21 protein-coding genes are annotated in these 23,650 nt (G+C 71.3%); 9 read left to right on the top strand and 12 right to left on the bottom strand.

From position 1 onward, the window contains the following. The first annotated feature begins 57 nt into the window (after window positions 1–57). Genes NBY69_RS16660 through NBY69_RS16650 form a run of 3 tightly spaced genes read left to right on the top strand, consistent with a single transcriptional unit; the run spans window position 58 to window position 3,094 of the window. Window positions 58–420, top strand: a complete 363-nt coding sequence (locus NBY69_RS16660; RefSeq protein ID WP_250301716.1) for a hypothetical protein — start codon at window positions 58–60, stop codon at window positions 418–420. Further along, a complete protein-coding gene (locus NBY69_RS16655) occupies window positions 417–1,907 on the top strand; it encodes a cation acetate symporter (protein ID WP_250301715.1) in 1,491 nt (496 codons plus the stop codon). The genes NBY69_RS16660 and NBY69_RS16655 overlap by 4 nt, the downstream gene beginning before the upstream one ends. Then, complete coding sequence (locus NBY69_RS16650) at window positions 1,904–3,094, top strand: sensor histidine kinase (protein ID WP_250301714.1); 1,191 nt, start codon at window positions 1,904–1,906, stop codon at window positions 3,092–3,094. Before NBY69_RS16655 ends, NBY69_RS16650 begins: the two co-directional genes overlap by 4 nt. A gap of 80 nt (window positions 3,095–3,174) precedes the next feature. Here the strand turns inward: NBY69_RS16650 and NBY69_RS16645 are convergent, their stop codons facing one another. The 4 genes from NBY69_RS16645 to NBY69_RS16630 form a co-directional block, all read right to left on the bottom strand. Then, a complete protein-coding gene (locus NBY69_RS16645) occupies window positions 3,175–3,684 on the bottom strand; it encodes a hypothetical protein (RefSeq protein ID WP_250301710.1) in 510 nt (169 codons plus the stop codon). Window positions 3,685–3,898: 214 nt separating this feature from the next. Then, on the bottom strand, window positions 3,899–4,480 hold the full coding sequence (locus tag NBY69_RS16640; protein WP_308409485.1) for a sigma-70 family RNA polymerase sigma factor: 582 nt from the start codon (window positions 4,478–4,480) through the stop codon (window positions 3,899–3,901). Between the two features lie 166 nt (window positions 4,481–4,646). After that, window positions 4,647–5,108, bottom strand: a complete 462-nt coding sequence (locus NBY69_RS16635; RefSeq protein ID WP_250301707.1) for a universal stress protein — start codon at window positions 5,106–5,108, stop codon at window positions 4,647–4,649. A 32-nt stretch (window positions 5,109–5,140) separates the two neighbouring features. Beyond that, complete coding sequence (locus tag NBY69_RS16630) at window positions 5,141–5,905, bottom strand: DUF4239 domain-containing protein (RefSeq protein ID WP_250301706.1); 765 nt, start codon at window positions 5,903–5,905, stop codon at window positions 5,141–5,143. A gap of 85 nt (window positions 5,906–5,990) precedes the next feature. Here NBY69_RS16630 and NBY69_RS16625 point away from each other — a divergent pair, with 85 nt between their 5' ends. The 3 genes from NBY69_RS16625 (at window position 5,991) to NBY69_RS16615 (ending at window position 9,769) form a co-directional block, all read left to right on the top strand. Next, complete coding sequence (locus tag NBY69_RS16625; protein WP_250301705.1) at window positions 5,991–6,320, top strand: hypothetical protein; 330 nt, start codon at window positions 5,991–5,993, stop codon at window positions 6,318–6,320. Window positions 6,321–6,770: 450 nt separating this feature from the next. Continuing rightward, window positions 6,771–7,583: an SAM-dependent methyltransferase gene (locus NBY69_RS16620; RefSeq protein WP_250301704.1), complete on the top strand. Its 813-nt coding sequence runs from the start codon at window positions 6,771–6,773 to the stop codon at window positions 7,581–7,583. Beyond that, window positions 7,580–9,769 (top strand): bifunctional diguanylate cyclase/phosphodiesterase, encoded by a 2,190-nt coding sequence (locus NBY69_RS16615; protein ID WP_250301702.1) that lies wholly within the window; start codon window positions 7,580–7,582, stop codon window positions 9,767–9,769. The genes NBY69_RS16620 and NBY69_RS16615 overlap by 4 nt, the downstream gene beginning before the upstream one ends. On the opposite strand, the gene NBY69_RS16610 is transcribed toward NBY69_RS16615, so the two are convergent. Further along, on the bottom strand, window positions 9,739–10,641 hold the full coding sequence (locus NBY69_RS16610; RefSeq protein ID WP_250301700.1) for a LysR family transcriptional regulator: 903 nt from the start codon (window positions 10,639–10,641) through the stop codon (window positions 9,739–9,741). The genes NBY69_RS16615 and NBY69_RS16610 overlap by 31 nt on opposite strands. 85 nt (window positions 10,642–10,726) lie before the next feature. Between NBY69_RS16610 and NBY69_RS16605 the strand changes: the two genes are divergently transcribed. The 3 genes from NBY69_RS16605 to NBY69_RS16595 are packed head-to-tail and all read left to right on the top strand — an operon-like array spanning window position 10,727 to window position 14,125. Continuing rightward, entirely contained in the window at window positions 10,727–11,431 is a 705-nt protein-coding gene (locus tag NBY69_RS16605; protein ID WP_250301699.1) for a succinate dehydrogenase cytochrome b subunit, read from the top strand. Between the two features lies 1 nt (window position 11,432). Next, the gene (locus NBY69_RS16600; RefSeq protein ID WP_250301698.1) at window positions 11,433–13,382 is read left to right on the top strand and encodes a fumarate reductase/succinate dehydrogenase flavoprotein subunit; all 1,950 of its coding nucleotides are present in this window, start codon (window positions 11,433–11,435) and stop codon (window positions 13,380–13,382) included. After that, complete coding sequence (locus tag NBY69_RS16595) at window positions 13,379–14,125, top strand: succinate dehydrogenase/fumarate reductase iron-sulfur subunit (protein ID WP_250301697.1); 747 nt, start codon at window positions 13,379–13,381, stop codon at window positions 14,123–14,125. The genes NBY69_RS16600 and NBY69_RS16595 overlap by 4 nt, the downstream gene beginning before the upstream one ends. A gap of 106 nt (window positions 14,126–14,231) precedes the next feature. On the opposite strand, the gene NBY69_RS16590 is transcribed toward NBY69_RS16595, so the two are convergent. From NBY69_RS16590 to NBY69_RS16560, 7 genes are all read right to left on the bottom strand, one after another. Next, a complete protein-coding gene (locus NBY69_RS16590) occupies window positions 14,232–16,574 on the bottom strand; it encodes an excinuclease ABC subunit UvrA (protein ID WP_250301696.1) in 2,343 nt (780 codons plus the stop codon). Window positions 16,575–16,682: 108 nt separating this feature from the next. Then, a complete protein-coding gene (gene lysA / locus NBY69_RS16585) occupies window positions 16,683–18,044 on the bottom strand; it encodes a diaminopimelate decarboxylase (RefSeq protein ID WP_250301695.1) in 1,362 nt (453 codons plus the stop codon). A gap of 9 nt (window positions 18,045–18,053) precedes the next feature. Then, window positions 18,054–18,476: an SAV_915 family protein gene (locus tag NBY69_RS16580; protein WP_250301694.1), complete on the bottom strand. Its 423-nt coding sequence runs from the start codon at window positions 18,474–18,476 to the stop codon at window positions 18,054–18,056. A 180-nt stretch (window positions 18,477–18,656) separates the two neighbouring features. Then, complete coding sequence (locus NBY69_RS16575) at window positions 18,657–20,630, bottom strand: amino acid transporter (protein ID WP_250301693.1); 1,974 nt, start codon at window positions 20,628–20,630, stop codon at window positions 18,657–18,659. 199 nt (window positions 20,631–20,829) lie between these two features. Then, window positions 20,830–21,927 carry a 3-deoxy-7-phosphoheptulonate synthase gene (locus NBY69_RS16570; protein ID WP_250301692.1) on the bottom strand — a complete coding sequence of 366 codons (1,098 nt, stop codon included), beginning with the start codon at window positions 21,925–21,927 and terminating at the stop codon, window positions 20,830–20,832. A 301-nt stretch (window positions 21,928–22,228) separates the two neighbouring features. Then, complete coding sequence (locus NBY69_RS16565) at window positions 22,229–23,257, bottom strand: MsnO8 family LLM class oxidoreductase (RefSeq protein ID WP_250301690.1); 1,029 nt, start codon at window positions 23,255–23,257, stop codon at window positions 22,229–22,231. Window positions 23,258–23,356: 99 nt separating this feature from the next. Continuing rightward, window positions 23,357–23,572 carry a dodecin gene (locus NBY69_RS16560; RefSeq protein WP_250301688.1) on the bottom strand — a complete coding sequence of 72 codons (216 nt, stop codon included), beginning with the start codon at window positions 23,570–23,572 and terminating at the stop codon, window positions 23,357–23,359. Window positions 23,573–23,650 lie beyond the last annotated feature (78 nt).

The following is a 23,650-nucleotide window of genomic DNA, read 5'->3' as shown; positions in this document are numbered from 1 at the left end:
GTCAGCCTCCGAGGCAGAGCTTCCCAGCGGTTCGCCGCGCTGCGTACACTCCGCGCCATGTCAGCAGAGCCGGTGCCCCGACGCGAGACCGTGACCGGCGAGCCCCGGCGGGTGCGACCGCTGCCGCGCTACCGGGCGCAGTCGGAGATCGACGAGCAGACCGCACTCGGCGACGCCTATGTACGCTCTCTGATGCGCAGTCAACTCCGCGCCGGTCTCAGTGCGTTCGCCCTGCTGGCGCTCCTCGCCGGCACTCTGCCGCTCGCCTTCGTCGCGCTCCGCAGCGACCTGGCCGTCTGGGTCGTGCTCGGCTGCGGGGCCTACCCTCTGCTGGTGCTCATCGCCTGGTGGTACGTACGCCGCGCCGAGCGCAACGAACAGGACTTCGCCCGTCTCGTGGAAGGCCGCCCCGCGCAGTGAGCCGGACGTACGCGGTGGTGGCAGTGGCCGCCGTCGTCCTCGCCACCGTCCTGGTCGGCGGCTTCGGGCTGCGGATCTCCCGTACCACCTCCGACTTCTACGTGGCGTCCCGCACGGTGGGACCCCGGCTCAACGCCGCCGCGATCAGCGGCGAGTACCTCTCCGCCGCCTCCTTCCTCGGCATCGCCGGCCTGGTGCTGGTCCACGGCCCCGACATGCTCTGGTACCCGGTCGGCTACACCGCCGGATACCTCGTCCTGCTGGTGCTCGTCGCCGCGCCGCTGCGTCGCTCCGGGGCGTACACACTGCCCGACTTCGCCGAGGGGCGGCTCGAATCGTGGCAGGTCCGCAGCCTGGTGAGCATCTTCGTCACCGGGGCGGGCTGGCTGTACCTGGTGCCTCAACTCCAGGGTGCCGGGCTGACGTTGAAGATCCTCACCGGGGCGCCCGACTGGCTGGGCCCGGTGATCGTCGCCGCGGTCGTCGTGCTCTCGGTGGCCGCGGGCGGGATGCGCAGCATCACCTTCGTCCAGGCGTTCCAGTACTGGCTCAAGCTCACCGCGCTGCTGGTCCCCGCGCTCTTCCTGGTGCTCGCCTGGACGGGCGACGGGCGGCCGGGCGTGCCGTCGGACGGGCCCTCGCTCGCGCTGTCCGCCGGTTTCGGCCGTGCCGACCACCCGCTGTACGCGACGTACGGACTGATCGTCGCGACCTTCCTCGGCACGATGGGGCTGCCCCACGTGGTCGTCCGCTTCTACACCAGCCCGGACGGGCGCACCGCGCGCCGTACCACCGTGGTGGTCCTCGCGCTGATCGGCGTGTTCTATCTGCTGCCGCCGGTGTACGGCGCGCTGGGGCGCCTGTACGCGTCCGAGCTGCCGCTCTCCGGCGACGCCGACGCGGCCGTGCTCCTCCTCCCCGGCCGGGTGATCGGCGGCGCGGGCGGCGATCTGCTCGGCGCGCTCGTCGCGGGCGGCGCCTTCGCGGCGTTCCTCTCCACCGCCTCGGGGCTCACCATGGCCGTCGCCGGGGTCCTCACCCAGGGCTCCCGCGGCATACGCCACTTCCGGCTGGCCACCCTGCTCGCGATGGGAGTTCCCCTCGCGGGCGCCCTGCTGGTCAGCGGCGTACCGGTGGCCGACGCCGTCGGGATGGCCTTCGCCGTCTCCGCGTCCTCCTTCTGTCCGCTGCTGGTGCTCGGCATCTGGTGGCGCCGGCTCACCCCGCCGGGCGCCGTGGCGGGTCTGCTGCTCGGCGGCGGCTCGGCGCTGATCGCCGTCGCCGTCACGATGGGCGGCGCCGTACGACCGGGCTGGGCCCACACCCTGCTCGCCTGGCCCGCCGTGTGGTCCGTGCCGGTGGGCTTCCTCGCGATGATCCTGGTCTCACTGGCCACCCCCGGCCGCGTCCCGCCGGGAACCAGCGCCGCCATGGCCCGCTTCCACCTGCCCGAGGCGCTGGCCGTCGCCAGGGGAGCCCGCAGATGAGCGGGGCGGCGCAGGCCGCGCTGATCGTGCTCGGGCCGCTCCTGCTCGTCGGCGGGTTCGTGCTGGGCAGGCGCACCGCACGTCCCGCCCGCAGCAGCGACGTCGGCACACCGGTCGAACACGCGACCTTCGAGACCCTGCACACCGCCTCGCTCGCGGCGCCCCCGCTGCGCGCGGGGCTCACCGAGGAGAGCGCCCGCAGATCCGCCCGCCGACTGCGGTCGCTGCTCGGCACGGACGCGCTCTGCCTCACCGACGGCGAGCGCGTCCTCGCCTGGGACGGGCTGGCGGAGCACCACTGCGCCCAGGTCATGGACCAGCTGGGCGGCCTGCTGGAGAACGGCAGGGACCGGGCGTTCAGCAGCGCCTGCGACGATCCGGACTGTCCGCTGCGCTGGGCCGTCGCGGTCCCGCTGACCGTCGACCACCGGGTGCTCGGCGCCCTCGTGGCCTTCGCGCCACGTGAGTCCGCGGTACTGGCGCGGGCGGCCGGTGAAGTGGCCCGCTGGGTCTCCGTGCAGCTGGAACTCGCCGAACTCGACCGCTCACGGACCCGGTTGATCGAAGCCGAGATCAAAGCGCTGCGGGCCCAGATATCCCCGCACTTCATCTTCAACTCGCTCGCCGCCATCGCCTCCTTCGTCCGTACCGACCCCGAACGCGCCCGTGAACTGCTCCTGGAATTCGCCGACTTCACCCGGTACTCGTTCCGCAGCCGAGGCGACTTCACCACGCTCGCCGACGAACTGCACTCCATCGACCAGTACCTGGCGCTGGTGCGGGCCCGCTTCGGTGACCGGCTGGACGTCACGCTCCAGGTCGCGCCGGAGGTGCTGCCCGTCGCGATGCCTTTCCTCTGTCTGCAGCCGCTGGTCGAGAACGCCGTCAAGCACGGCATCGAGGGCGACGCAGGGCACAGCCGCATCACCATCAGCGCTCTCGACGCGGGCTCCGAGGCGGAGGTGGTCGTCGAGGACGACGGCATCGGCATGGAGCCCGACCGGCTACGCCGGATCCTGCGCGGCGAGGTCGGGCCCTCGTCCGGCATCGGGCTGCTCAATGTCGACGAACGGCTGCGTCAGGTGTACGGGGACGCCTACGGGCTGGTCATCGAGACGGGTGTGGGCGCGGGGATGAAGGTCACCCTGCGGATACCGAAGTACCGTGCGGGCGTGCACGGTTCGTAGCGCGACCGCACCGGAGGAGTCCGCGGTTCATCCGCACCGGACGAGCCGGGGGTTCATCCGCACCGGAGGGAGTCCCCGGTTCATCCGCACCCGAACGGATCCGGCTGGAAGAGATGGATCGCCAGATGCCCCAACGGCAGCCCCAACTGCCAGGCCGGGGTCCAGATCTGCGGCCCGCCCTCCTGGCCGGACACCGCGACCGGCGTGACCGCGTCGAGGTCCGCGGCCAGCAGTTCGGTGTCCTCAAGCCACTGCCAGGCCGCCCTGGCCAGCGGCAGATCGGGGCCGTGACCGCCCCCCGCCGTCAGCTCTCCGAGCCGGGCGCAGACCCATTCCCGCCACCCGGTGTCGTACGCGGTGAGCGACAGCCACTCGTCGAGCCGCAGCACCGACCCGGCCCCCGTGACCGCACCGTCCGACAGGAAGACGGTCAGCGCCAGCGCGTCCCGTCCCGCCCGGTACTCGATCGTCGTGGGCGGCATCAGATCGCCGGTGCGCAGCAGTTCATCCGCGATGTACTCGGCGTACATCCAGTCCATCGGTACCAGCAGTTCGCCACCACTGGTCCCGTTGGTGCTCTCGGGACGCATCCCGTCTCGCCTCTTTCATCTCTTGGCCAGGCACTTCCGGTCACCGTCCAGGCGCGCGCGTCAGCACTCCGCCGGACCTCCAGGGAGCATTGAACCGGTGCAGGAGGCCCCACGTCGCCAGAAGCACAGGATTTCCCGTTCCTGCGCGAGGTGTTCATGTCCGCCGAGTATTCTGCGGCCCCGCACGGGCGACGGCCGCTCCGCGCACCGGCGCTCAGCGCACTGCCGCCCGACGGGCACCGCCGGGCGGTGCGCCGGCTCCGGCGGTGCGTTCCGTGTAGCCCGGCAGATTCCGCCCCAGGACGCGCAGCGCGTAGTGGGAACGGGACTTGACCGTTCCGGGCGGTATACCCAGGACGCCCGCCGCCTCCCGCACACTCAGCCCGCGGAAGTAGATCTGCACCAGCACCGCCCGGTGCTCGGGACTCAGCGCCCGCACGGCCCGGCGCACGTCCAGCGCGGCGGCCGAGCGCTCGGTGAGGTCCCCCGGGGCCGCGGTGGACTCCAGTACGTGATCGCTGACCTCGGCCGGCCGGGCGAGCCGGGACCGGCGTGCGTCGATGGCCAGCCGACGGCCCACGGTGAACAGCCAGGGCCGCATGGACTCGTAGGGGCCCTCGAAGGCCTCGGGATGCTGCCAGGCGCGCAGCAGTGTCTCCTGCAGCAGGTCCTCGGCGCGCTGCCGGTCGCCGTACGACAGCCCCAGCAGGAACTGCAACAACGCTGCGCCGTGGGTGCGCTGGAGTTCCCGGAGCGCCCGCTCGTCGGTTCCGTGGGGTATCGGTGTGAAGGTCACGGGCGTATACGAGCGCAGCACGGCGGGAACGGACAGCGGCCCGGCACGGCTCTGCGACGAGCGGTTGAAACGTGCGACGAGCGGCACGCCGAGCGGTCGGCGGGGGAAACACGCGTCCGATTCGGCGACGTCAGCCCTCCTGCACGTCGAGTGCGGGACGGGCGGTTTACGGCACGACGGTGACGGGCCAGCGCCCGGCCTTGACCAGCCGGACGGCCACCGATCCGATGATCCGGTGCCCGGCCGACTCCGACGCCCCGACCACCACGGCGTCCGCCTTGAGCTCGTCGGCGGCGGTGACCAGACCGTTGTACGGGTCGCCGCGGAAGGTGTGGAACTCCCAGCGCACGGCGAATATTTCCTTCACCCGCTCGGTGGCCGTCCGGATCTCGTTGACCAACCCCTCGGCGATCTCACCCGTGGTGTCGGCGACCGGGGCCCCCAGGGAGGCCCCGGCGGCGAGTACCGGCTGTACGTACACGATGGCGAGCAGCGCGTTCTGCCGTCGGGCGAGCCCGCCGGCGTACGAGGCGGCCCGCAGGGACGACTCCGATCCGTCTATGCCGACGACGATCACCTTGGGGCCGTCCGTGCCGCGTTCGAACTGGTGAGGCTGCTGATCTGTCACGCGCAGAGGCTATCGCCTCCCCGTTCGGGCACCTATTTCGAGAGGTTCGGGAAGAGCGCGCGGAACGGCTCGGCGGTGGCGGCGATGCCGCGGCCGAACGGTGCGTCGAAGTCCCAGATCAGGAAGAGCAGGAAAGCGATGAGCGCGGTGAACAGTCCGGCGAGAAGCAGCTCTCTGGGAGTGCGCCTGATCTGGAACGTGAAGATCAGTCCGACGGTGATGACGGCCCCGACGACCAGACCGAACCAGACCACCCCCGGCATGGTGGCCCCGGCGTTCTGCCCCCGGGAACTCCGGGCGTCGTCCGCCGCCGCCACCTGGTCGACGAGGGGCTGGTAGGCCTCGCCCTCGTGGTCATTCCTCGGCTTGTAGTCGGTGACGTCCCGCCGTACCTGGTCCAGGAGTTGACCGCCGCGCGGGGTGAGGTCGCCGTGCTCGCCCATGTGTTTCCACTCGGTGTCCAGGACATAGCTGACATAGGTGCCGACATCGGTGTGGATGCGCTGCCGGACATCGGCGGGGTAGACGGCCGAGCGGGCGTCGACCTCGTGCAGCGCCTGGGCCTCCGTACGTACGGATTCCTGCGCGGCGCCGCGTCCCTCCCAGACGCCGGCGATGGCCAGACCGAGCACGATCGCGTAGATCACGCCGATCATCATGGTCATGTATTCGATGACGTCTGGGGTCTCCGAGGGGTCGTCGTCATCGCCGATCCGGCGGTTGTTGATGAGAGTGATGGTCAGGACGACGGCGCAGGCCGCCGCCATCGCGATCGTGAGAACAAGCCATTCCGACACGGGTGTCTCCGTCGGTCATCGGGAGGAACGAGGGCGCAGCACAGCCACGGCGAAGACCGCGGGAGCCATGATCAGGAGAACGCGGGTGAGCACCGGCGAGTCGTTGCGCGGCTTCTTGCGCGCAGGCGCCCGGTACGCAGGGAGGGCCACCGGCTTCAGCGTGGGCGGCTCCGGGCGTACCGACGGTTTCGGCGGTGCGGGTGCTCTCGGCGGCGCCGGCGGTTTCGACGGCCGGGGCGGCGGCGTCGGCCCGGGGGCCGGGCGGTACACGTGCCGGGGCGGGGGAGGCGGAGGCGGGGGCGCCGGTGGTGGGGGCGGTTTCGGGCGGGGCGGGGCTTTCGGTACGGGGGTGGTGTGCTCCGCCGTACAGCTGCCGCTCCCGCCGATGGCGACCGCGGTCCCCGAAGGGGCCTGACCTGACTGGGAGACGTAGGCGTAGGAACAGTCGTCCGCTGCTGCGGGTACGGGTATCAGGGCGAGCCAGAGGAGGCCCGAGGCCGCCAGCAGCCTGGCGAGCGGAACGAACGTCCGCGGCGATCGGTACATGCCGAGCAGCATGATCCGGACGAGCGGGTGGCATCCGGGTGTTGCCGTGGATTCGCCGGAAGGGGGGAGATCTCTGGCTTTGTGTTTGAATCGGTCATCTCGCATACCCGGCAAGGGAATTGTCATCGGAGGCGTTGAACACAACGTTTCCGGCCAACCACACAGCGTGTGGCCGGAGGCACTTGCCACAGGCGTGTGACGAATAACGGACCGCCAATTTCCGTTTCTGCTCGCTCTCTTGGCAGGCGGTCAGTAGATTCGGCTCGAACACTGGCCATGGACATGGCCGGACCGTCGCACCGACCTGTTGGAGACATTGATGGAGCGTCCTGCCTGGGCCCCGCAGGGCATCGATCTTTCGGTGCCGAGTGTGTCGCGGATCTACGACTACTACTTGGGCGGTTCGCACAATTTCGAGGTGGATCGGGAGGCCGCGCGCAAAGCCATGGAGTTCATGCCGGGGCTCCCGAAGGTGATGCAGGCGAACCGCGCCTTCATGCGCCGCGCGGTCCGATTCGCCGTCGAGTCCGGCATCACACAGTTTCTCGACATCGGTTCCGGCATACCGACCTTCGGAAATGTCCACGAGGTCGCCCAGGCCATGGCCCCCGAGGCCCGGGTGGTGTACGTCGATCACGACCCGGTCGCCGTCGCCCACAGCAAGGCCGTACTCGACGGCAACGAACTGGCCTCGGTGGTCGCCGCCGATCTGCGCAAGCCGCAGGAGATCCTGGACAGCCCGGAAGTCGTCGCCGGTCTCGATCTCGACCGGCCGGTGGCACTGCTGCTCGTCGCCGTCCTCCACTTCATCGAGGACGCCGACGACCCGTGTGCGGCCGTGGCCGCCCTGCGCGACGCGCTGGCTCCCGGAAGTCTGCTGATCCTCACCCACGCGTCGTACGAGGGCATCCCGGTCCCCGAGGAGCAGGCGGGCGGTGCGGTCGGTGTCTACCGGAACATCCGCAATCCGCTGGTGATGCGTTCGCGCGAGGAGGTCGCCCGGTTCTTCGACGGCTTCGAACTGGTGGAGCCCGGACTGGTCGCCATGCCGGAGTGGCGGCCCGAGGCCCCGGTCGACCAGGAGGACCCGTATGCCTTCGCAGGCTTCGTGGGCGTGGGGCTAAAGGCGTGAACGTGCCGCAGCAGAAGTCGGCGTCCCTGGCGGACCAGGACAGCCCGGAAGACAGACTCGGCCGCTTCGCGACGATCTGGAGCCGGGCCATCTTCCCGTCGACCGCCACTTCCCTGACCCGTCCCGAGTTCGAGCGGCACCTGCTGCCTCTCGCCGGCCGGCTGAGCGCCGCGCTGCACGCCCGGCCCTTCGACCCGGCGCCCGCCCACCGCGTCGGCGGTGACCTCGTCGCCGCCCACTGCACGGATTCCGATGCGCTCAGCCAGACTCTCGGGGTGGTCGACTCGTATCTGGTGCTCTACTGCGGCACGAGCGGGGCGGATCCCGCGCTGGCCCCCGAGGAGATCCGGATCCGCTGCTCGCGTCTCCAGCACGCGCTGGCCGCCGGGTTCGCCCAGGCGCTGCGCGAGCGCACGCTCAGCGAGCAGGAGGCCATCGCCCGCTCGGCGCTCTCCGCCCGCAGCGCCGCCGAGGAGGCGCTGCACATCACCGAGACGCGCTTCCGCGCGGTCTTCGAAGGAGCTGCGGTCGGCATCGGCATCGCGGACCTGGACGGCAACGTCCTGGAGGTCAACGACGCGCTGCTGCGGATGTTCGGCGGGGTCGACCACCACGTGCGCAGCCGCAACGTGAACGAATGGGTGCACCCCGAGGACGCCCCCCAGGTCTGGGGAATGCACGCCGAGTTGGTACGCGGCGAGCGGGACCACTACCGGGTGGAGAAGCCGTACTACCGCAACGACGGCACCGTGCTGTGGACCAATCTCACGGTGTCGCTGCTGCGCGACGCCGAGGGCTGCCCGCAGTACCAGCTGGCGCTGATGGAGGACACCACGGAGCGCCGGCTGCTCAATCTGCGGCTGCGCTACGAGGCGACGCACGACGCCCTGACCGGGCTGCCGAACCGGACGCTCTTCTTCGAACGGCTCGACAAGGCGCTCTCCGCGGGGCAGGCGCAGGGGATGCCCTTCGGCCTCTGCTATCTGGACCTCGACGGGTTCAAAGCGATCAACGACAGTCTCGGACACTCGGCGGGCGACCGGCTGCTGGTGGAGGTCGCCGACCGGCTGCAGAGCTGTGCGACGGCATCCGGCGAGATGGTGGCCCGGCTCGGCGGTGACGAATTCGTCGCCCTCACCACGGGGTACGAGTCGCCGGACGCGGTCGAGGAACTCGCGGTGCGCATCCTGTCGGTCCTGGCCACTCCCATCAGGATCGACGGCCGGGAACTGACCGTGCGGGGCAGCATCGGTGTGGTCGAGGGGCTCGCGGGCACCCAGAGCCCCGCCGAGGTGCTGCGCAGCGCCGACATCACGATGTACCGGGCGAAGGCGGCGGGCGGCAACCGTTTCCAGCGGGCCGACGCCGAGGCGGACGCCCGTGCCATCACCCGGCACGGGCTGACGACCGCGCTGCCCGCGGCCCTGGAGCGCGGTGAGTTCTTCATCGAGTACCAGCCGCTGGTCCACCTCGGGGACGGCAGCGTGCACGGGGCGGAGGCGCTGGTGCGTTGGTCCCATCCGCAGCACGGGGTGCTCGGACCCGACCGGTTCATCTCGCTGGCGGAGCACACCGGACTGATCGTGCCGCTGGGCCGCTGGGTCCTGGAGGAGTCCGTACGGCAGGCCAGGGGCTGGCAGCAACTGCATCCGGCACACACCGACGGCGGCCCGCTGCGGATCAACGTCAACCTGTCGCCGACCCAGCTCTACCACCCCGGCCTGGTCGCCGACACGGTGGCCGTGCTGGAGCGCACCGGTCTGGATCCCGGGGCGCTCTGCCTGGAGGTCACCGAGTCGGCGCTGATCGGCGCGGACGACGATCTGCTGAAGCCGCTGCGGCAACTGGCCGAGATGGGCGTGGACATCGCGCTGGACGACTTCGGCACGGGGTACTCCAACCTCGCCAATCTGCGCAGGCTGCCGGTGAGCGTGCTGAAGCTGGACCGGTCGTTCACGCGGTCGATGCAGCAGCATCCGGCGGACCCGGTCGACCTCAAGATCGTCGAGGGGATCGTCGCGCTGGCCCACAGCCTGCAGCTCGCGGTCACCGTCGAGGGGGTGGAGACCGGGGCGCAGGCCGACCAGCTGAAGGAGCTGGGCTGCGACACCGCGCAGGGCTGGTACTACGCCAGGCCGGGAGCGCCCGACCGGATTCACCGCCTGTCGCTGGCCGACGCCGTGTGATGCCCGAGCAGGACGTCCTGCAGGACCCGTGCGGCGCGCGGCGGCGCGACGTCGCTGCGGTGCGCGAGCGCGATCGTGCGGCGCAGCCCCGGACGGGCCAGCGGTGTCACGCGCAGGCCGTGGCCGGCGCGGACGGCGATCATGCTGGGGACGACGGCGATGCCGAGACCGGCCCGCACGAACCCCAGCACGGCGTCCATCTCGCCGCCCTCGACGGTGAAGTACGGCTCGAAGCCCTCGGCGCGACAGGCGGACAGGGTGAGGTCCCGCAGGTCGTAGCCGTGCCGGAACATCACCATCGGCTCGCCTTCGAGGTCGGTGATGCGCAGCGGTGAGCGCGGCGCGGCGGCGGCGGGCGACGAGACCACGACGAGATCCTCCTGGAGGAGCTCGATCGTGGTGAGCGCCGGTGACGGGGTGGGCAGCGGAAGGACGACCAGCGCGAGATCGAGGGCGCCGCGCGCCAGCTCCCGTACGAGGTCGTGGGAGCCGCCCTCCTCGATCAGCAGCTGGATGCCGGGGTGCTGGTCGTGGAAGGAACGCAGGACGTCGGGGAGCAGCCCGGTGCAGAGGCTCGGCGTCGCGCCGAGCCGCACCCGGCCGCGCCGCAGCTGGGCCAGTTCCTGCACTTCGTGGCGGGCGGTCTCGGCGTCCGCGAGGATGCGCCGGGCGAGCGGGAGCAGGGTCTCGCCCGCGTCGGTCAGGGTGATGTTGCCCCGGGCCCTGCTGAACAGCTCGGCCCCCAACTCCTTCTCCAGCGCCCTGATCTGCTGGGAGAGGGACGGCTGCGCGACGTGCACCTCCTCGGCGGCGCGGGTGAAGTGGCGGGTCTCGGCGACCGCGACGAAATAGCTGAGCTGCTGGAGCTGCATGGATTCCACGATAGACGATGGCTATGGAGATGAGCCGTGTCATGTCTTGGACCTCTGGCCAGGTGGAGCCGTAACGTCTTGTGACATGGCACTGGCAACCAAGACGGATCGACGGCCGTCCATGGCGCAATCGGTCTGGGGATCGACCGTCGGCAAAAAAACGATCATGGCCGTGAGCGGTCTGGTCATGCTGCTGTACCTGGTGGTCCACATGCTGGGCAACCTCAAGATCTTCTTCGGGTCGGGGCAGTTCAACAGCTACGCGCACTGGCTGCGCACCCTCGGAGAGCCGTTCCTGCACTACGAGTGGGCGCTGTGGATCATCCGCGTCGTGCTCGTCGCCGCCGTGGTGCTGCACGCCGTCTGCGCCTACCAGCTCAGCCGCCGCGACCTCCGGGCCCGCCCGGTCGCCTATGTGCACAAGCGCCCGCGCGCCAGCTACGCCACCCGCACCATGCGCTGGGGCGGCATCATCCTCGCGCTGTTCATCGTCTGGCACCTGCTCGACTTCACCACCCTCACGGTGAACGACAACGCCCAGCCCGGCCACCCGTACGAGAACGTCGTGGCGACGTTCCACACCTGGTACGGCGACGTCATCTACATCGTCGCGATGCTCGCGCTCGGCCTGCACATCCGGCACGGCTTCTGGAGCGCGGCCCAGACCCTCGGCGCGGGGAAGGCCACCCGCGACCGCGTCCTGAAGGCCGTCGCCAACGTCCTCGCGCTGGTGCTGACCGTGGGCTTCATATCCGTACCCGTCGCCGTGATGACCGGAGTGGTGAGCTGACATGACCGACTACACGCAGTACGGGACCGGCGCGCCGCTCTCCGACACCAAGGCCCCCGAGGGGCCCGTCGCCGAACGCTGGGACACCCGCCGCTTCGAGGCCAGACTGGTCAACCCGGCCAACCGCCGCAAGCACACCGTCATCGTCGTCGGCACCGGACTCGCGGGCGGTTCCGCGGGCGCCACGCTCGCCGAACAGGGCTACCACGTCGTGCAGTTCTGCTACCAGGACTCGCCGCGCCGCGCCCACTCCATCGCCGCACAGGGCGGCATCAACGCCGCGAAGAACTACCGCAACGACGGCGACTCGGTGCACCGGCTCTTCTACGACACCGTCAAGGGCGGCGACTTCAGGTCCCGCGAGTCCAACGTCCACCGGCTCGCCCAGATCTCGGTGGAGATCATCGACCAGTGCGTCGCCCAGGGCGTGCCGTTCGCCCGCGAGTACGGCGGACTCCTCGACACCCGCTCCTTCGGCGGCGTCCAGGTCTCGCGCACCTTCTACGCCCGCGGCCAGACCGGACAGCAACTCCTCCTCGGCGCCTACCAGGCGCTGTCGCGGCAGATCGCGGCCGGCACCGTGGAGATGCACCCGCGCACCGAGATGCTCGACCTCGTCGTCATCGACGGCAAGGCCCGCGGGATCGTCGCCCGCGACCTGATCACCGGCAAGATCTCCAGCTACTTCGCGGACGCCGTGGTGCTGGCCAGCGGCGGCTACGGCAACGTCTTCTACCTGTCGACGAACGCCATGAACTCCAACGCCACCGCGGCCTGGCGCGCCCACCGGCGCGGCGCGTACTTCGCCAACCCCTGCTTCACCCAGATCCACCCCACCTGCATCCCGCGCACCGGTGACCACCAGTCCAAACTCACCCTGATGAGCGAGTCGCTGCGCAACGACGGCCGTATCTGGGTACCGAAGGCGAAGGGCGACGCCCGCCCGGCCAACGAGATCCCCGAGGACGAACGCGACTACTACCTGGAGCGCACCTACCCGTCGTTCGGCAACCTCGTACCGCGCGACATCGCCTCGCGCGCCGCGAAGAACGTCTGCGACGAGGGCCGCGGCGTCGGCCCCGGCGGACAAGGCGTCTACCTGGACTTCGCCGACGCGATCGGCCGCATGGGGCGCAAGGCCGTCGAGGAGAAGTACGGCAACCTCTTCGACATGTACGCGCGGATCACCGCGGAGAACCCGTACGAGACCCCCATGCGCATCTATCCGGCCGTGCACTACACGATGGGCGGACTCTGGGTCGACTACGACCTGCAGACCACCGTGCCCGGCCTGTTCGCGATCGGCGAGGCGAACTTCTCCGACCACGGCGCCAACCGGCTGGGCGCGTCCGCGCTCATGCAGGGGCTCGCCGACGGGTACTTCGTCCTGCCGTCCACCATCAACGACTACCTCGCCCGCAACCCGCACCACGACGAGATCGGCGCGGACCACCCGGCCGTCGCCGAGGCCGTCGCGGAGACCGAGGACCGGCTCAATCTGCTGCTCGCCGTCGACGGCGACCGCACCCCGGACTCCTTCCACCGGGAGATCGGTGAACTGATGTGGGAGTTCTGCGGGATGGCCCGCACGGAGGAGGGCCTGCGCAAGGCCCTCGCCCGACTGCCTCAGATCCGCGAGGAGTTCTGGCGCCGCATCAAGGTGCCGGGCACCGGCCAGGAGTTCAACCAGTCGCTGGAGCGGGCCAACCGCGTCGTCGACTATCTGGAACTGGCCGAACTGATGTGCCTCGACGCCCTCCACCGGTCGGAATCCTGCGGAGGCCACTTCCGCGAGGAGTCGCAGACCCCGGACGGCGAGGCCGCGCGCCGCGACGAGGAGTTCTCGTACGCGGCTGCCTGGGAGTTCACCGCCACCGGCGACGCCCCCGTCCTGCACAAGGAAGACCTGGTCTTCGAGTACGTCCACCCCACTCAGCGGAGCTACGCATGAAGCTCACCCTGCGCGTCTGGCGCCAGAAGAACGCGACCGCCGCCGGAGCCATGACCACCTACCAGGTCGACGGCATCTCCCAGGACATGTCGTTCCTGGAGATGCTCGACACCCTGAACGAGGAGCTCACGCTCAAGGGCGAGGAGCCCGTCGCCTTCGACCACGACTGCCGGGAGGGCATCTGCGGAGCGTGCAGCCTGGTCATCAACGGCGACGCCCACGGCCCGGAGCGCACCACCACCTGTCAGCTCCACATGCGCTCCTTCCAGGACGGCGACACCATCGACGTCGAGCCGTGGCGGGCCTCGGCCTTCCCGGTCGTCAAGGACCTCGTCGTCGACCGGTCGGCCTTCGACCGGATCATCCAGTCCGGCGGGTACGTCAGCGTGCCCACCGGCGCGGCCCCCGAGGCGCACTCCACGCCCGTGCCGAAGCCGGACGCCGACTTCGCCTTCGAGCACGCCGAGTGCATCGGCTGCGGAGCGTGCGTCGCGGCCTGCCCCAACGGCTCCGCGATGCTCTTCACCTCGGCGAAGATCAACCACCTCAACGTGCTCCCGCAGGGCGCCCCCGAACGCGAGACCCGTGTCCTCGACATGGTCGCCCAGATGGACGACGAGGGCTTCGGCGGCTGCACCCTCACCGGCGAGTGCGCCACGGCCTGTCCCAAGGGCATCCCGCTGCCGTCGATCACCGCGATGAACAAGGAGTGGCTGCGGGCGGCCCGCAAGGTCAGCCGCTGAACCCCGGCCGCTGCACCCCGGCCCGCTGAACCCTGGGCCCTGCACCCCGGGCCGCTGAACCGGCCGGCGGAAGACGGGTGACCGGCCGGCGGCACGGACCGGCCGGTCACGACCGGGACAGCGCCCGCGCGAGATAGGGAGCGGTCCGGCTGCCGGCCGTCAGCGCCACCTCTTCCGGCGGCCCCGCGGCGACGATCCGTCCACCCTCGTCGCCACCGCCGGGCCCCAGGTCGATCACCCAGTCCGCCCCGGCCACCACCGCCATGTCGTGCTCCACGACCACCACCGAGTGCCCCGCGTCGACCAGCCCGTGCAACTGCCGCATCAGCACCTCGACATCGGCCGGGTGCAACCCGGTGGTCGGCTCGTCCAGGACGTACAGGGTGTGACCGCGGCGGGCACGCTGGAGCTCGGCCGCCAGCTTGATGCGCTGCGCCTCGCCGCCGGACAGCTCGGTCGCGGGCTGTCCCAGCCGCAGATAGCCCAGGCCCACGTCGAGCAGCGCCCGCAGACTGCGCACGGCCGCGGGTGAACCGGCGAAGAAGTCCGCCGCCGACTCCACCGTCAGATCCAGCACCCCCGCGATGTCGAGCCCCTGGTAGGTGATCTCCAGGGTCTCGGGGTTGTAGCGCGCGCCGTGACAGTCCGGGCACGGGGTGTACGTACTCGGCAGGAACAGCAGTTCGACGGAGACGAACCCCTCGCCCTGGCAGGTCTCGCACCGCCCGCCCGTCACGTTGAAGGAGAACCGGCCCGCCCGGTAACCGCGTGCCTGTGCCTCTTCGGTGGCGGTGAAGAGCTTCCTCACGACGTCGAAGAGGCCGGTGTACGTGGCGAGGTTGGACCGCGGCGTCCTGCCGATCGGTTTCTGATCCACCGTCACCAGCCTTTTCACGCCGGGCAGTTCCTCGGTGATCTCGCCGACGAGGGTGGACTTGCCGGAGCCCGAGACGCCGGTCACGGCGGTGAAGGCACCCAGCGGGACCGTGGCCCGCAGGGCGACGAGGTTGTGCCGGGTGACCGGGCCGATCTCCAGCAGCCCGGACGCCTCCCGCACGGCTCGCGCGGGAGCGGCGGATTCACCGAAGAGATAGCGGCGGGTCACGGACTCGGCCACCTCCGCGAGGAGTCCGGGCGGCCCGCTGTGCAGCACCCGGCCGCCGTGCTCGCCCGCGTGCGGTCCCACGTCGACGAGCCAGTCCGCACGGCGTACGACATCCAGCTGGTGCTCCACGACGAAGACGGAGTTGCCGGACGCCTTCAGCCGGTCGAGTACCACCAGCAGGGCCTCGGTGTCGGCCGGGTGCAGCCCCGCGGACGGCTCGTCCAGCACATACACGACACCGAACAGTCCGGAGCGCAACTGGGTGGCCAGCCGCAGGCGTTGCAGCTCGCCCGACGACAGGGTGGGCGTGCCGCGGTCCAGGCTCAGATATCCCAGCCCCAGCTCGGTGACGACCGCGATACGGGCCAGCAGATCCGCGGTCAGCACCCGGGCCGTCTCACCGCTGTGCTCTCCGGCCAGCACTGTGGCCAGCACGGACAGCGGCTGCGCGGCGAGTTCGGCGATGGTCCGGCCCGCGAAGGTCACCGCGAGGGACTCCGGCCGCAGCCGGTTCCCGCCGCACACCGGACACGGCGTGCTCGCCAGGAACCGCTCCGCCCTGGCGCGCAGCGACTGGCTCCTGGAGTCCGCGAAGGTGTGCAGGACATAGCGCCGGGCGCTCATGTACGTGCCCTGGTAGGGCCGGTGGATCCGCCCCGCGTCCCGCACCGGGTGCACGGTCACCACCGGCTGCTCGTCGGTGAAGAGGATCCAGTCCCGCTCCTCCTGGGGAAGCTCGCGCCACGGCCGGTCCACGTCGTACCCGAGCGCGTCCAGCACATCGCGGAGGTTCTTGCCCTGCCAGGCACCGGGCCAGGCGGCGATCGCCCCCTCCCGTACCGACAGCGAGGGATCGGGCACGAGCAACGCCTCGCTGGTGCGGTGCACCCGGCCCAGTCCGTGGCACTCCGGGCAGGCCCCGGCCGTCGTGTTCGGTGAGAAGGCGTCCGAGTCCAGCCGCTCGGCGCCCGCCGGGTAGTCGCCCGCGCGGGAGAAGAGCATCCGCAGGGAATTGGAGAGCGTGGTGACCGTGCCCACGGAGGACCGTGAGGTCGGGGCCGACCTGCGCTGTTCGAGCGAGACCGCGGGCGGCAGCCCGGTGATCTCGCCGACCGCGGGCGCGCCCACCTGGTGGATCAGCCGCCGGGCGTACGGCGCGACCGATTCGAAATACCGGCGCTGGGCCTCGGCGTAGACCGTCCCGAAAGCGAGCGAGGACTTACCCGAACCCGAGACCCCCGTGAACACCACCAGGGCGTCACGGGGGATGTCCACATCGACGTCGCGCAGATTGTGCTCACGGGCGCCACGGACGCGTACGTACGGGTCATGAGGGCTTTGCATACCGGAATTCTAAGACCGACCAGCGATTGCCGGCCGGTCGAGGAGCGCCCCGCGGCCCCCGCACCGCGAGGCACCCCGGCCCCGCCCGAACCCCGTACCTCGCCCGGTCTAGATCCCCACGTCCCGGCGCCGCATGTCGTCCAGCGACTCCCGCCGCACCAGCACCCGGGCCGAGCCGTCCCGTACGGCGATCACCGGCGGCCGGCCGATCAGGTTGTAGGCGGAGGCCATGGAGAGGTGGTAGGCGCCGGCTGCCGGTACCGCCAGCAGATCACCGGGCCGTACGTCCGCGGGCAGCGCCACCGCGTCCGCCAGCACGTCGCCCGCCTCGCAGTGCCGCCCCACCACGGTGACCACGGCGGGCCCCGCGGTCGGACGGCGGCCGATCAGCCGCGGTGCGTACCGGACGCCGTACAGGGCCGGTCTGGGGTTGTCGCTCATCCCGCCGTCGACCGCCACGAACGTACACCCACCGGTGCGTTTGACGGAGAGCACCCGGTAGACGGCGACCCCGGCGGGCCCGATGACCGCGCGGCCCGGCTCCAGGGTGAGCCGCGGCACCGGCAGTGCGTTCCGCGCGCAGCCGTCCGCCAGCTCCGCGTGGACCCGGGAAGCCAGGACGGCGGCGTCGAGGCTCTCCTCGCCGGGCCGGTAGGCGATGGCATGGCCACCCCCGATGTCCAACTGCCCCAGTACCACGCCGTGTTGTTCCCGCACCCGGGCCATCAGCCCGACCATGCGCCGCACCGCCGCGACATACGGTCTGGCCGAGGAGATCTGGGACCCGATGTGGCAGTGCAGGCCCACGAGTTCGAGGTGCGGCTGGCCGAGGATCTTGGCGATGGCGTGCTGCGCGGAGCCGTCGGTGATCGACAGACCGAACTTCTGGTCCTCCGTACCGGTACGGACCGCGGCGTGCCCGCCCGCGGCTATCCCCGGCACCACCCGGACCATCACCGACTGCCGCTCGCCCGGGGCGACGATCGCGGCCAGCCGGGCGATCTCGGACGCGCTGTCGACGACGATCCGTCCCACGCCCAGCCGGACAGCGGCACGCAGGTCGGCCGGGCTCTTGGCGTTGCCGTGCATCACGATCCGCTCGGGCGGGAAGCCCGTGGTGACCGCCAGTTCCAGCTCGCCCGCGGAACAGACGTCGAGGCCCAGGCCCTCCTCCTCGGCCCAGTGGGCGACGGCCCGGCACAGGAACGCCTTCGCGGCGTAGACGACATCGGCCTCCGGGAAGGCCGCGCGGTAGGCGCGGCAGCGCCCCCGGACCTCGGCCTCGTCGAGCACGTACACCGGGGTGCCGAACCGGTCGGCGACCTCGGCGAGCGAGACCCCGCCCACGGTCACGTCCCCGTCGGGCACGGACCGGGCGGAGGCGGGCCAGACGGAGAGCCCGTCGGTGTCCGGCTGTTGACCGGACGGGGTGGAGGCCGCGCAGAGGGGAGAGGGGACGGAGACAGTCATGGGTACTCCTCAGCCGATCAGCGGACGGAGAGCGGAGCCCGTCGACGGACTCGCGGCGCGCGGCGTGGCGGCGGGCCGCTCGCCCCGGTCGGGCCGGACGGCCTCCCGTCCGCCGGACTCCGGGTACGGGTACGGGTACGACTGGGCCGCGGGCGCGGAGAACGGCGGGTCGACGGTGAGCGCGGCGATCCCGAGCGGCCCGACCAGCGCCCGCAGCGCGGCCTCGGAGAGCCTGATCCACGGCTGGCCGCCGCCCAGCGTGTTCCGCAGCCGTGCCTCCGAGGTGAAGCCGACTGCCGTACGGACACCGGGCGGAGTGCGGAAGACCCGGACCGAGCAGCTCGTGCATCCCGGCCGGACGGGCACGAAGAGGGGTCCGGCCGGGAGTTGTTCGGGAGGTTCTGTGGTGTCGGCGTTCTCACTCGTGGGCATGGCGGTTCTCCTGGACGAAGAGGTGGGTCGGCGCCCTCGGCCCGGTCGGGCCGCGGACACATCGGTGACGCTATGCCCCTGTCCCGGGGGACCTCCCGTCCCGCTGACGGATGCTTGACGCGCGGCTGCCCGGTACTGACGCGACGCTGACGCCGGAGGGCGAAAAGGCGCGTGCGGACGTCAGCCGACGTGCACGCGGGGCCGCAGCGCCGGGTCGGGTTCCGCGCGGCGCAGGACCTCGCGGGTCACCGGGGCCACCTCTCCGTCACCGAACACCAGGAAGCGCAGCAGATGCCCGACCGGGTTGCCCTCGGTCCAGTTGAAGTAGGCGTGCGGAACCTCGCCGGTGTGTTCCCGGAGCTGGAGCAGCACGGCCGCGATGGTGTTCGGCACCCCCGGCCCGACGACCCGCAGGATCTGGACCCCGTAGCGCTCCTCGCCGTGTACGGCCACGTCCACGGTGAAATCGGACGAGTCCTGGACGGTGACTTCGAGGAAGAGCACCGCCCGTCCGCCCGGGATGTACGTCGCCTCGCGCTGGCTGTTCTCCTTGGCGCGGTACTCGGCCGCACTGTGCTCGTGCGGTTCGTTGGCGATGAGCTGCAACGGTCCGGAACGGGCGGCCAGGTCGACCAGCCGGACCGCGGCGGCGTCGAGCGTCACCTCGGCGGCGCGCAGTTCGAAGGCGCGCCGCACCCGCGAGGCGAACGAGGTCAGCAGGATCCCGACGATGAAGAGGGAGGCGATCTTCAGGCCGTCGGGGCGCTCGATGACATTGGTGACCAGGGTGTAGGCGAAGACCGCGGTGATGGCGCCGAAGCCCAGCGCGGCCCGGCGGCGGCGCCGGTGGAGGACGGCGACCGTGGAAGCGAACGACGCGGAGAGCATCAGGACCAGCACACCGGTGGCGTAGGCGCCGCTCTGCTTGTCGACGTTGGCGTCGAACTGCCAGGTGATGAAGAAGGCGATGGCCACGAAGATGAGCACGAGGGGGCGGACCGCGCGGGTCCACTCGGGGGCCATGCCGTAGCGCGGCAGATAGCGCGGTACGAGATTGAGCAGCCCGGCCAGCGCCGACGCGCCCGCGAACCACAGGATGGCGATCGTGGAGACGTCGTAGACCGTCCCGAAGGCCTCGCCGAGATACGTGTGGGCGAGATAGGCGAGCGCGCGGCCGTTGGCCTGGCCGCCCGCCTTGAACTCGGGGGCGGGGATGAGGATCGTGGTGGCCAGGCTGGACACCAGCAGAAAGCCGCTCATGATGAGTGCCGCCGTGGTGAGCAGCCTGCGGGTGTCCCGGATCCGCCCGGCGGGGTTCGCGTAGGTGTCGGAGGCGGCACCGCGGATCTGCGGCATCACCGCGACCCCGGTCTCGAAGCCGGACATACCGAGCGCGAGCTTGGGGAAGACCAGCAGCGCCACGCCGATCATGGCGAGCGGCGAGGAGTGCGCCGCCCTCGCCGCTTGCCACCAATTGCTCACGTCCACCGGTTTGTTCGCCACGTTCCAGACGGCGTCGGCGAGGACGATCAGGTTCAGCCCGAGGTAGATCGCCACCAGGACGACCGCGATGCCGATCGCCTCCTTGAAGCCCTTCAGGAAGATCGCGCCGAGTCCGGAGATCAGGCCGAGGGTGATCCAGAGGTTGGCACCGTGCAGCCAGTGCGGGGCGAACGGGTTCTCCACCACATGGGCGGAGGCGTCGGCGGCCGACAGAGTGATGGTGATCATGAAGTCGGTGGCCGCGAAACCGAGCAGCACCAGGACGAAGAGCTTCCCCGCCCACCAGGGCAGCAGTCTCTCCAGCATGGCGATCGAGCCCTCGCCGTGCGGGCTCTCGTGCGCCACCCGCCGGTAGACGGGCAGCGCCCCGCCGAGCGTCAGGGCCAGCAGCACCAGGGTGGCGAGAGGGGAGAGCAGCCCGGCGGCCAGCGCGGCGATACCGGGCTGGTAACCGAGTGTGGAGAAGTAGTCCACACCGGTCAGACACATGACCCGCCACCAGGCATGTCCCTTGTGCTCGGCCGGGGGAGTGCCGTGCGGACCGGGGTGCCGCGCCGTCTGCTCGCTCAGCCCCTCCAGCAGCCAGGCGCGCCAGGAACGGGAGGACCCGGCAGCCTTTTCCGGGGTGGGCTCGGCCTGGGTGCCGGTCATGCGGGGTCCCCCTGGCGGACGGTCGGACGACGGAAGGGCAACGGGCGGTGAGCGTTCCCCACATCGTCACCCGGCGCGCCGCCGGGCCCCGGCCGCCGCCCCTTCCCCGGCGTGTCCCCGGGCGGCGGCACCGCCGCCCGGTACCGGGCGCCGTCACGGCGGAGGTCCGCGGCGAGCCGCGGCGCCCGGCCCGGGTGCGTCAGCCGCGTGCCGCGCGCCGCTCGGCGACGGCAGCCGCCAGCTCGCCCAGCAGCCGTTCGGTCTCCTCCCAGCCGACGCAGGCGTCCGTCACGCTCTGTCCGTGGACCAGCGTGTCCAGCGGGCCGGGCTCCTGGCGCCCCGCCAGCAGGAAGCTCTCCAGCATCACCCCGGCGATCCCCTGCTCGCCCGCGGCCACCCGGGCGGCGATCTCCCGTACGACCTCGGCCTGACGCACATGGTCCTTGCCGCTGTTGGCGTGGCTGGCATCCACCACCAGCCGGCCGGGCATGCCCGCGGCGTCCAGCAGCGCGAGCGCCTCGCGGACGTCCTGCGGACCGTAGTTGGGGCCGCCGCGGCCCCCGCGCAGAATCACGTGGCAGTCGGGGTTGCCGGACGTCGAGACGACCGAGCCGTGGCCGTCGCCGTCGATCCCGAAGAACACATGACTGCCCGCGGCGGTGCGACAGCCGTCGACCGCGGACTGCACGTCTCCGTCCGTGGCGTTCTTGAACCCGACCGGCATCGACACCCCCGAGGCCAGCTGCCGGTGCACCTGGCTCTCCGGCGTTCGCGCACCGATGGCGCCCCAGGTCACCGCGTCGGCGATGTACTGCGGACTCGTCGGCTCCAGGAATTCGCAGCCGACCGGAAGCCCCGTGTCGAGTACGTCCAGCAGCACCTGACGGGCGAGGCGCAGCCCCCGCTGCACGTCGTGCGTGCCGTCCAGACCGGGGTCGTTGATGAGTCCCTTCCAGCCCAGCGTCGTCCGCGGCTTCTCGAAGTAGACGCGCATCACGACGCAGAGCTCACCGCGGAGCGGAGCAGTGGCCGCGGCCAGCAGCCGCGCGTACTCCAGGGCCGCGGCGGGGTCGTGGACGGAGCAGGGCCCCACGACGAGCAGGAGCCGGTCGTCCGCTCCGGTGAGCACGTCCCGTACCTCACGCCTGCTCTCGCGGACCAGCGCCACGCGCTCGGCGCCGAGGGGGAGTTCGTCCCGCAGCGCGGAGGGTGGGACGAGCCGCTGGAAGTCGGTGACCCGGAGGTCGCCGGTGTCGGACGTGCCGGTGGACGAGGCGGCGGTGGTGGCGGTGTGCATGGTGCTTCCCGTTTCTGCTGCGGCGGGAGGCCGTCGGCAGTGACGTGTGTGTCACCCGGTACCAGCCCGCCTGTACGACGAAAGGCAGAGACGGATGCGTCTCTGCCTTGCTGGCTCCGGGTGATCGGTGGGTCAGCGCACGTGACCTCCGGCTCCACCCGGAGCCGGCTCATAGCGCCAATACCAACAGTTCACTGCGGACATGGGAGAGACCGTAGCAGAGCGTGCGGACAGCCCGGCAACCCGTCCGGGCGGTCGGTGCCGGAGGACACCTGCGCCTGATGGGCGACGGAAGAGCCGGTCACCCGGTAGCGGGCGGGGCCGTGCGGCGGCCGGTGATCCGGGCCAGCCGCCGGTAGGAGTCCAGCATCGCCGTCCGGTCGTACGTACTGGTCGTCACCAGGAACTCGTCGGCACCGCTGCGCCCGAGGACCTTTTCCAGCCCGTCGGCCACCTCGTCCTCGGTGCCGTGCAGCTGACCGCGCTGGGCCTTCTCGAAGAGCGCCCGTTCCCGCTCGGTCATCCGCCGGCCCGCGATCTGCTCGGCAGGGGCGAGCGGGGGAAACGCGCCGTGCGTACGGGAGTAGGCGGTCGACCACGCCTCGGGCAGCAGGATCCGCCGGGCCTCCTCCGTGGAGGAGGCCACGGCAACGGTGCCGGAGAGCACGACGTACGGCTGCTCGCTCCACGCGGAGGGCCGGAAGGCGTCCCGGTAGCCGTCGACGGCGCGCAGCATTTCGTCCTCGCCCCGCACGGCGGCGATCACCAGCGGCAACCCGGCAGCAGCCGCCACCTGGGCGCCCGCGCCCGTCGCCAGAATGAATGCGGGCAGGTGCAGCCCCTCTGCGGGGTGGGCGTGGACCTGCGGGTGCACGTCCTGCGTGCCGGAGAAATAGCCCTGCAGTTCGGCCACTTGGGCGGCGAAGTGCTCGGCGTCGCCGCGGTCGTGGCCCAGAGCCTTGCGGATGCCGTCGGTGAATCCGACCGACCGCCCCAGGCCCATGTCGATCCGGCCGGGGAAGAGCGACTCCAGCACCCCGAACTGCTCGGCGACGACGAGGGGCTGGTGGTTGGGCAGCATCACCCCGCCCGTACCGACCCGGATCGTCGAGGTGGCGGCGGCGACCGCGGCGGCCAGGACAGTGGGTGCCGAGCCCGCGACGCCCGGCACGCTGTGATGCTCCGAGACCCAGAACCGGTGGTAGCCGAGCGACTCCGCCTGCTGGGCGAAGCGCACCGTGTCGCGCAGCGCCTGCGGGGCGTCGTGCCCCTCGCGGGTGCGGGACCGGTCGAGTACGGAGAACCGGGTCGAGGAGATCACAGAGCTCACGCAGGGTTCAACGCGCGGAGAGCGCGGGCATTCCCCGGCCCGGTCCGGTGCACCCCGGCCGGGGCGGGGGGCAGAGCGGCGCGGGGGGCCAAGGGCCGGTCACTCGCTGTCCTCCAGCCGGAAGCCGACCTTCAGGCCGACTTGGTAGTGCTCGACCTGGCCGTCCACGATCTGGCCGCGCACCTGGGTGACCTCGAACCAGTCGAGGCTCCTGAGCGTTCGGGACGCCCGTCCCAGACCGTTGCGGATGGCCTGGTCGATGCCTTCGTGCGAGGTGCCGACGATCTCCGTCACCCGGTAGGTGTTTCCCGACATGCGCGTCACACTCCTTTGGTCGCCCCACTCCACCGTCCCCCACCCGGCGCGGCTCCGCGAGGCGACCCAGGAGCCTCA

The sequence above is a fragment of the Streptomyces sp. A 4/2 genome (genome assembly GCF_940670765.1).
Classification (GTDB): Bacteria; Actinomycetota; Actinomycetes; order Streptomycetales; family Streptomycetaceae; genus Streptomyces.
This window is presented reverse-complemented; position numbering and strand designations above follow the sequence as displayed.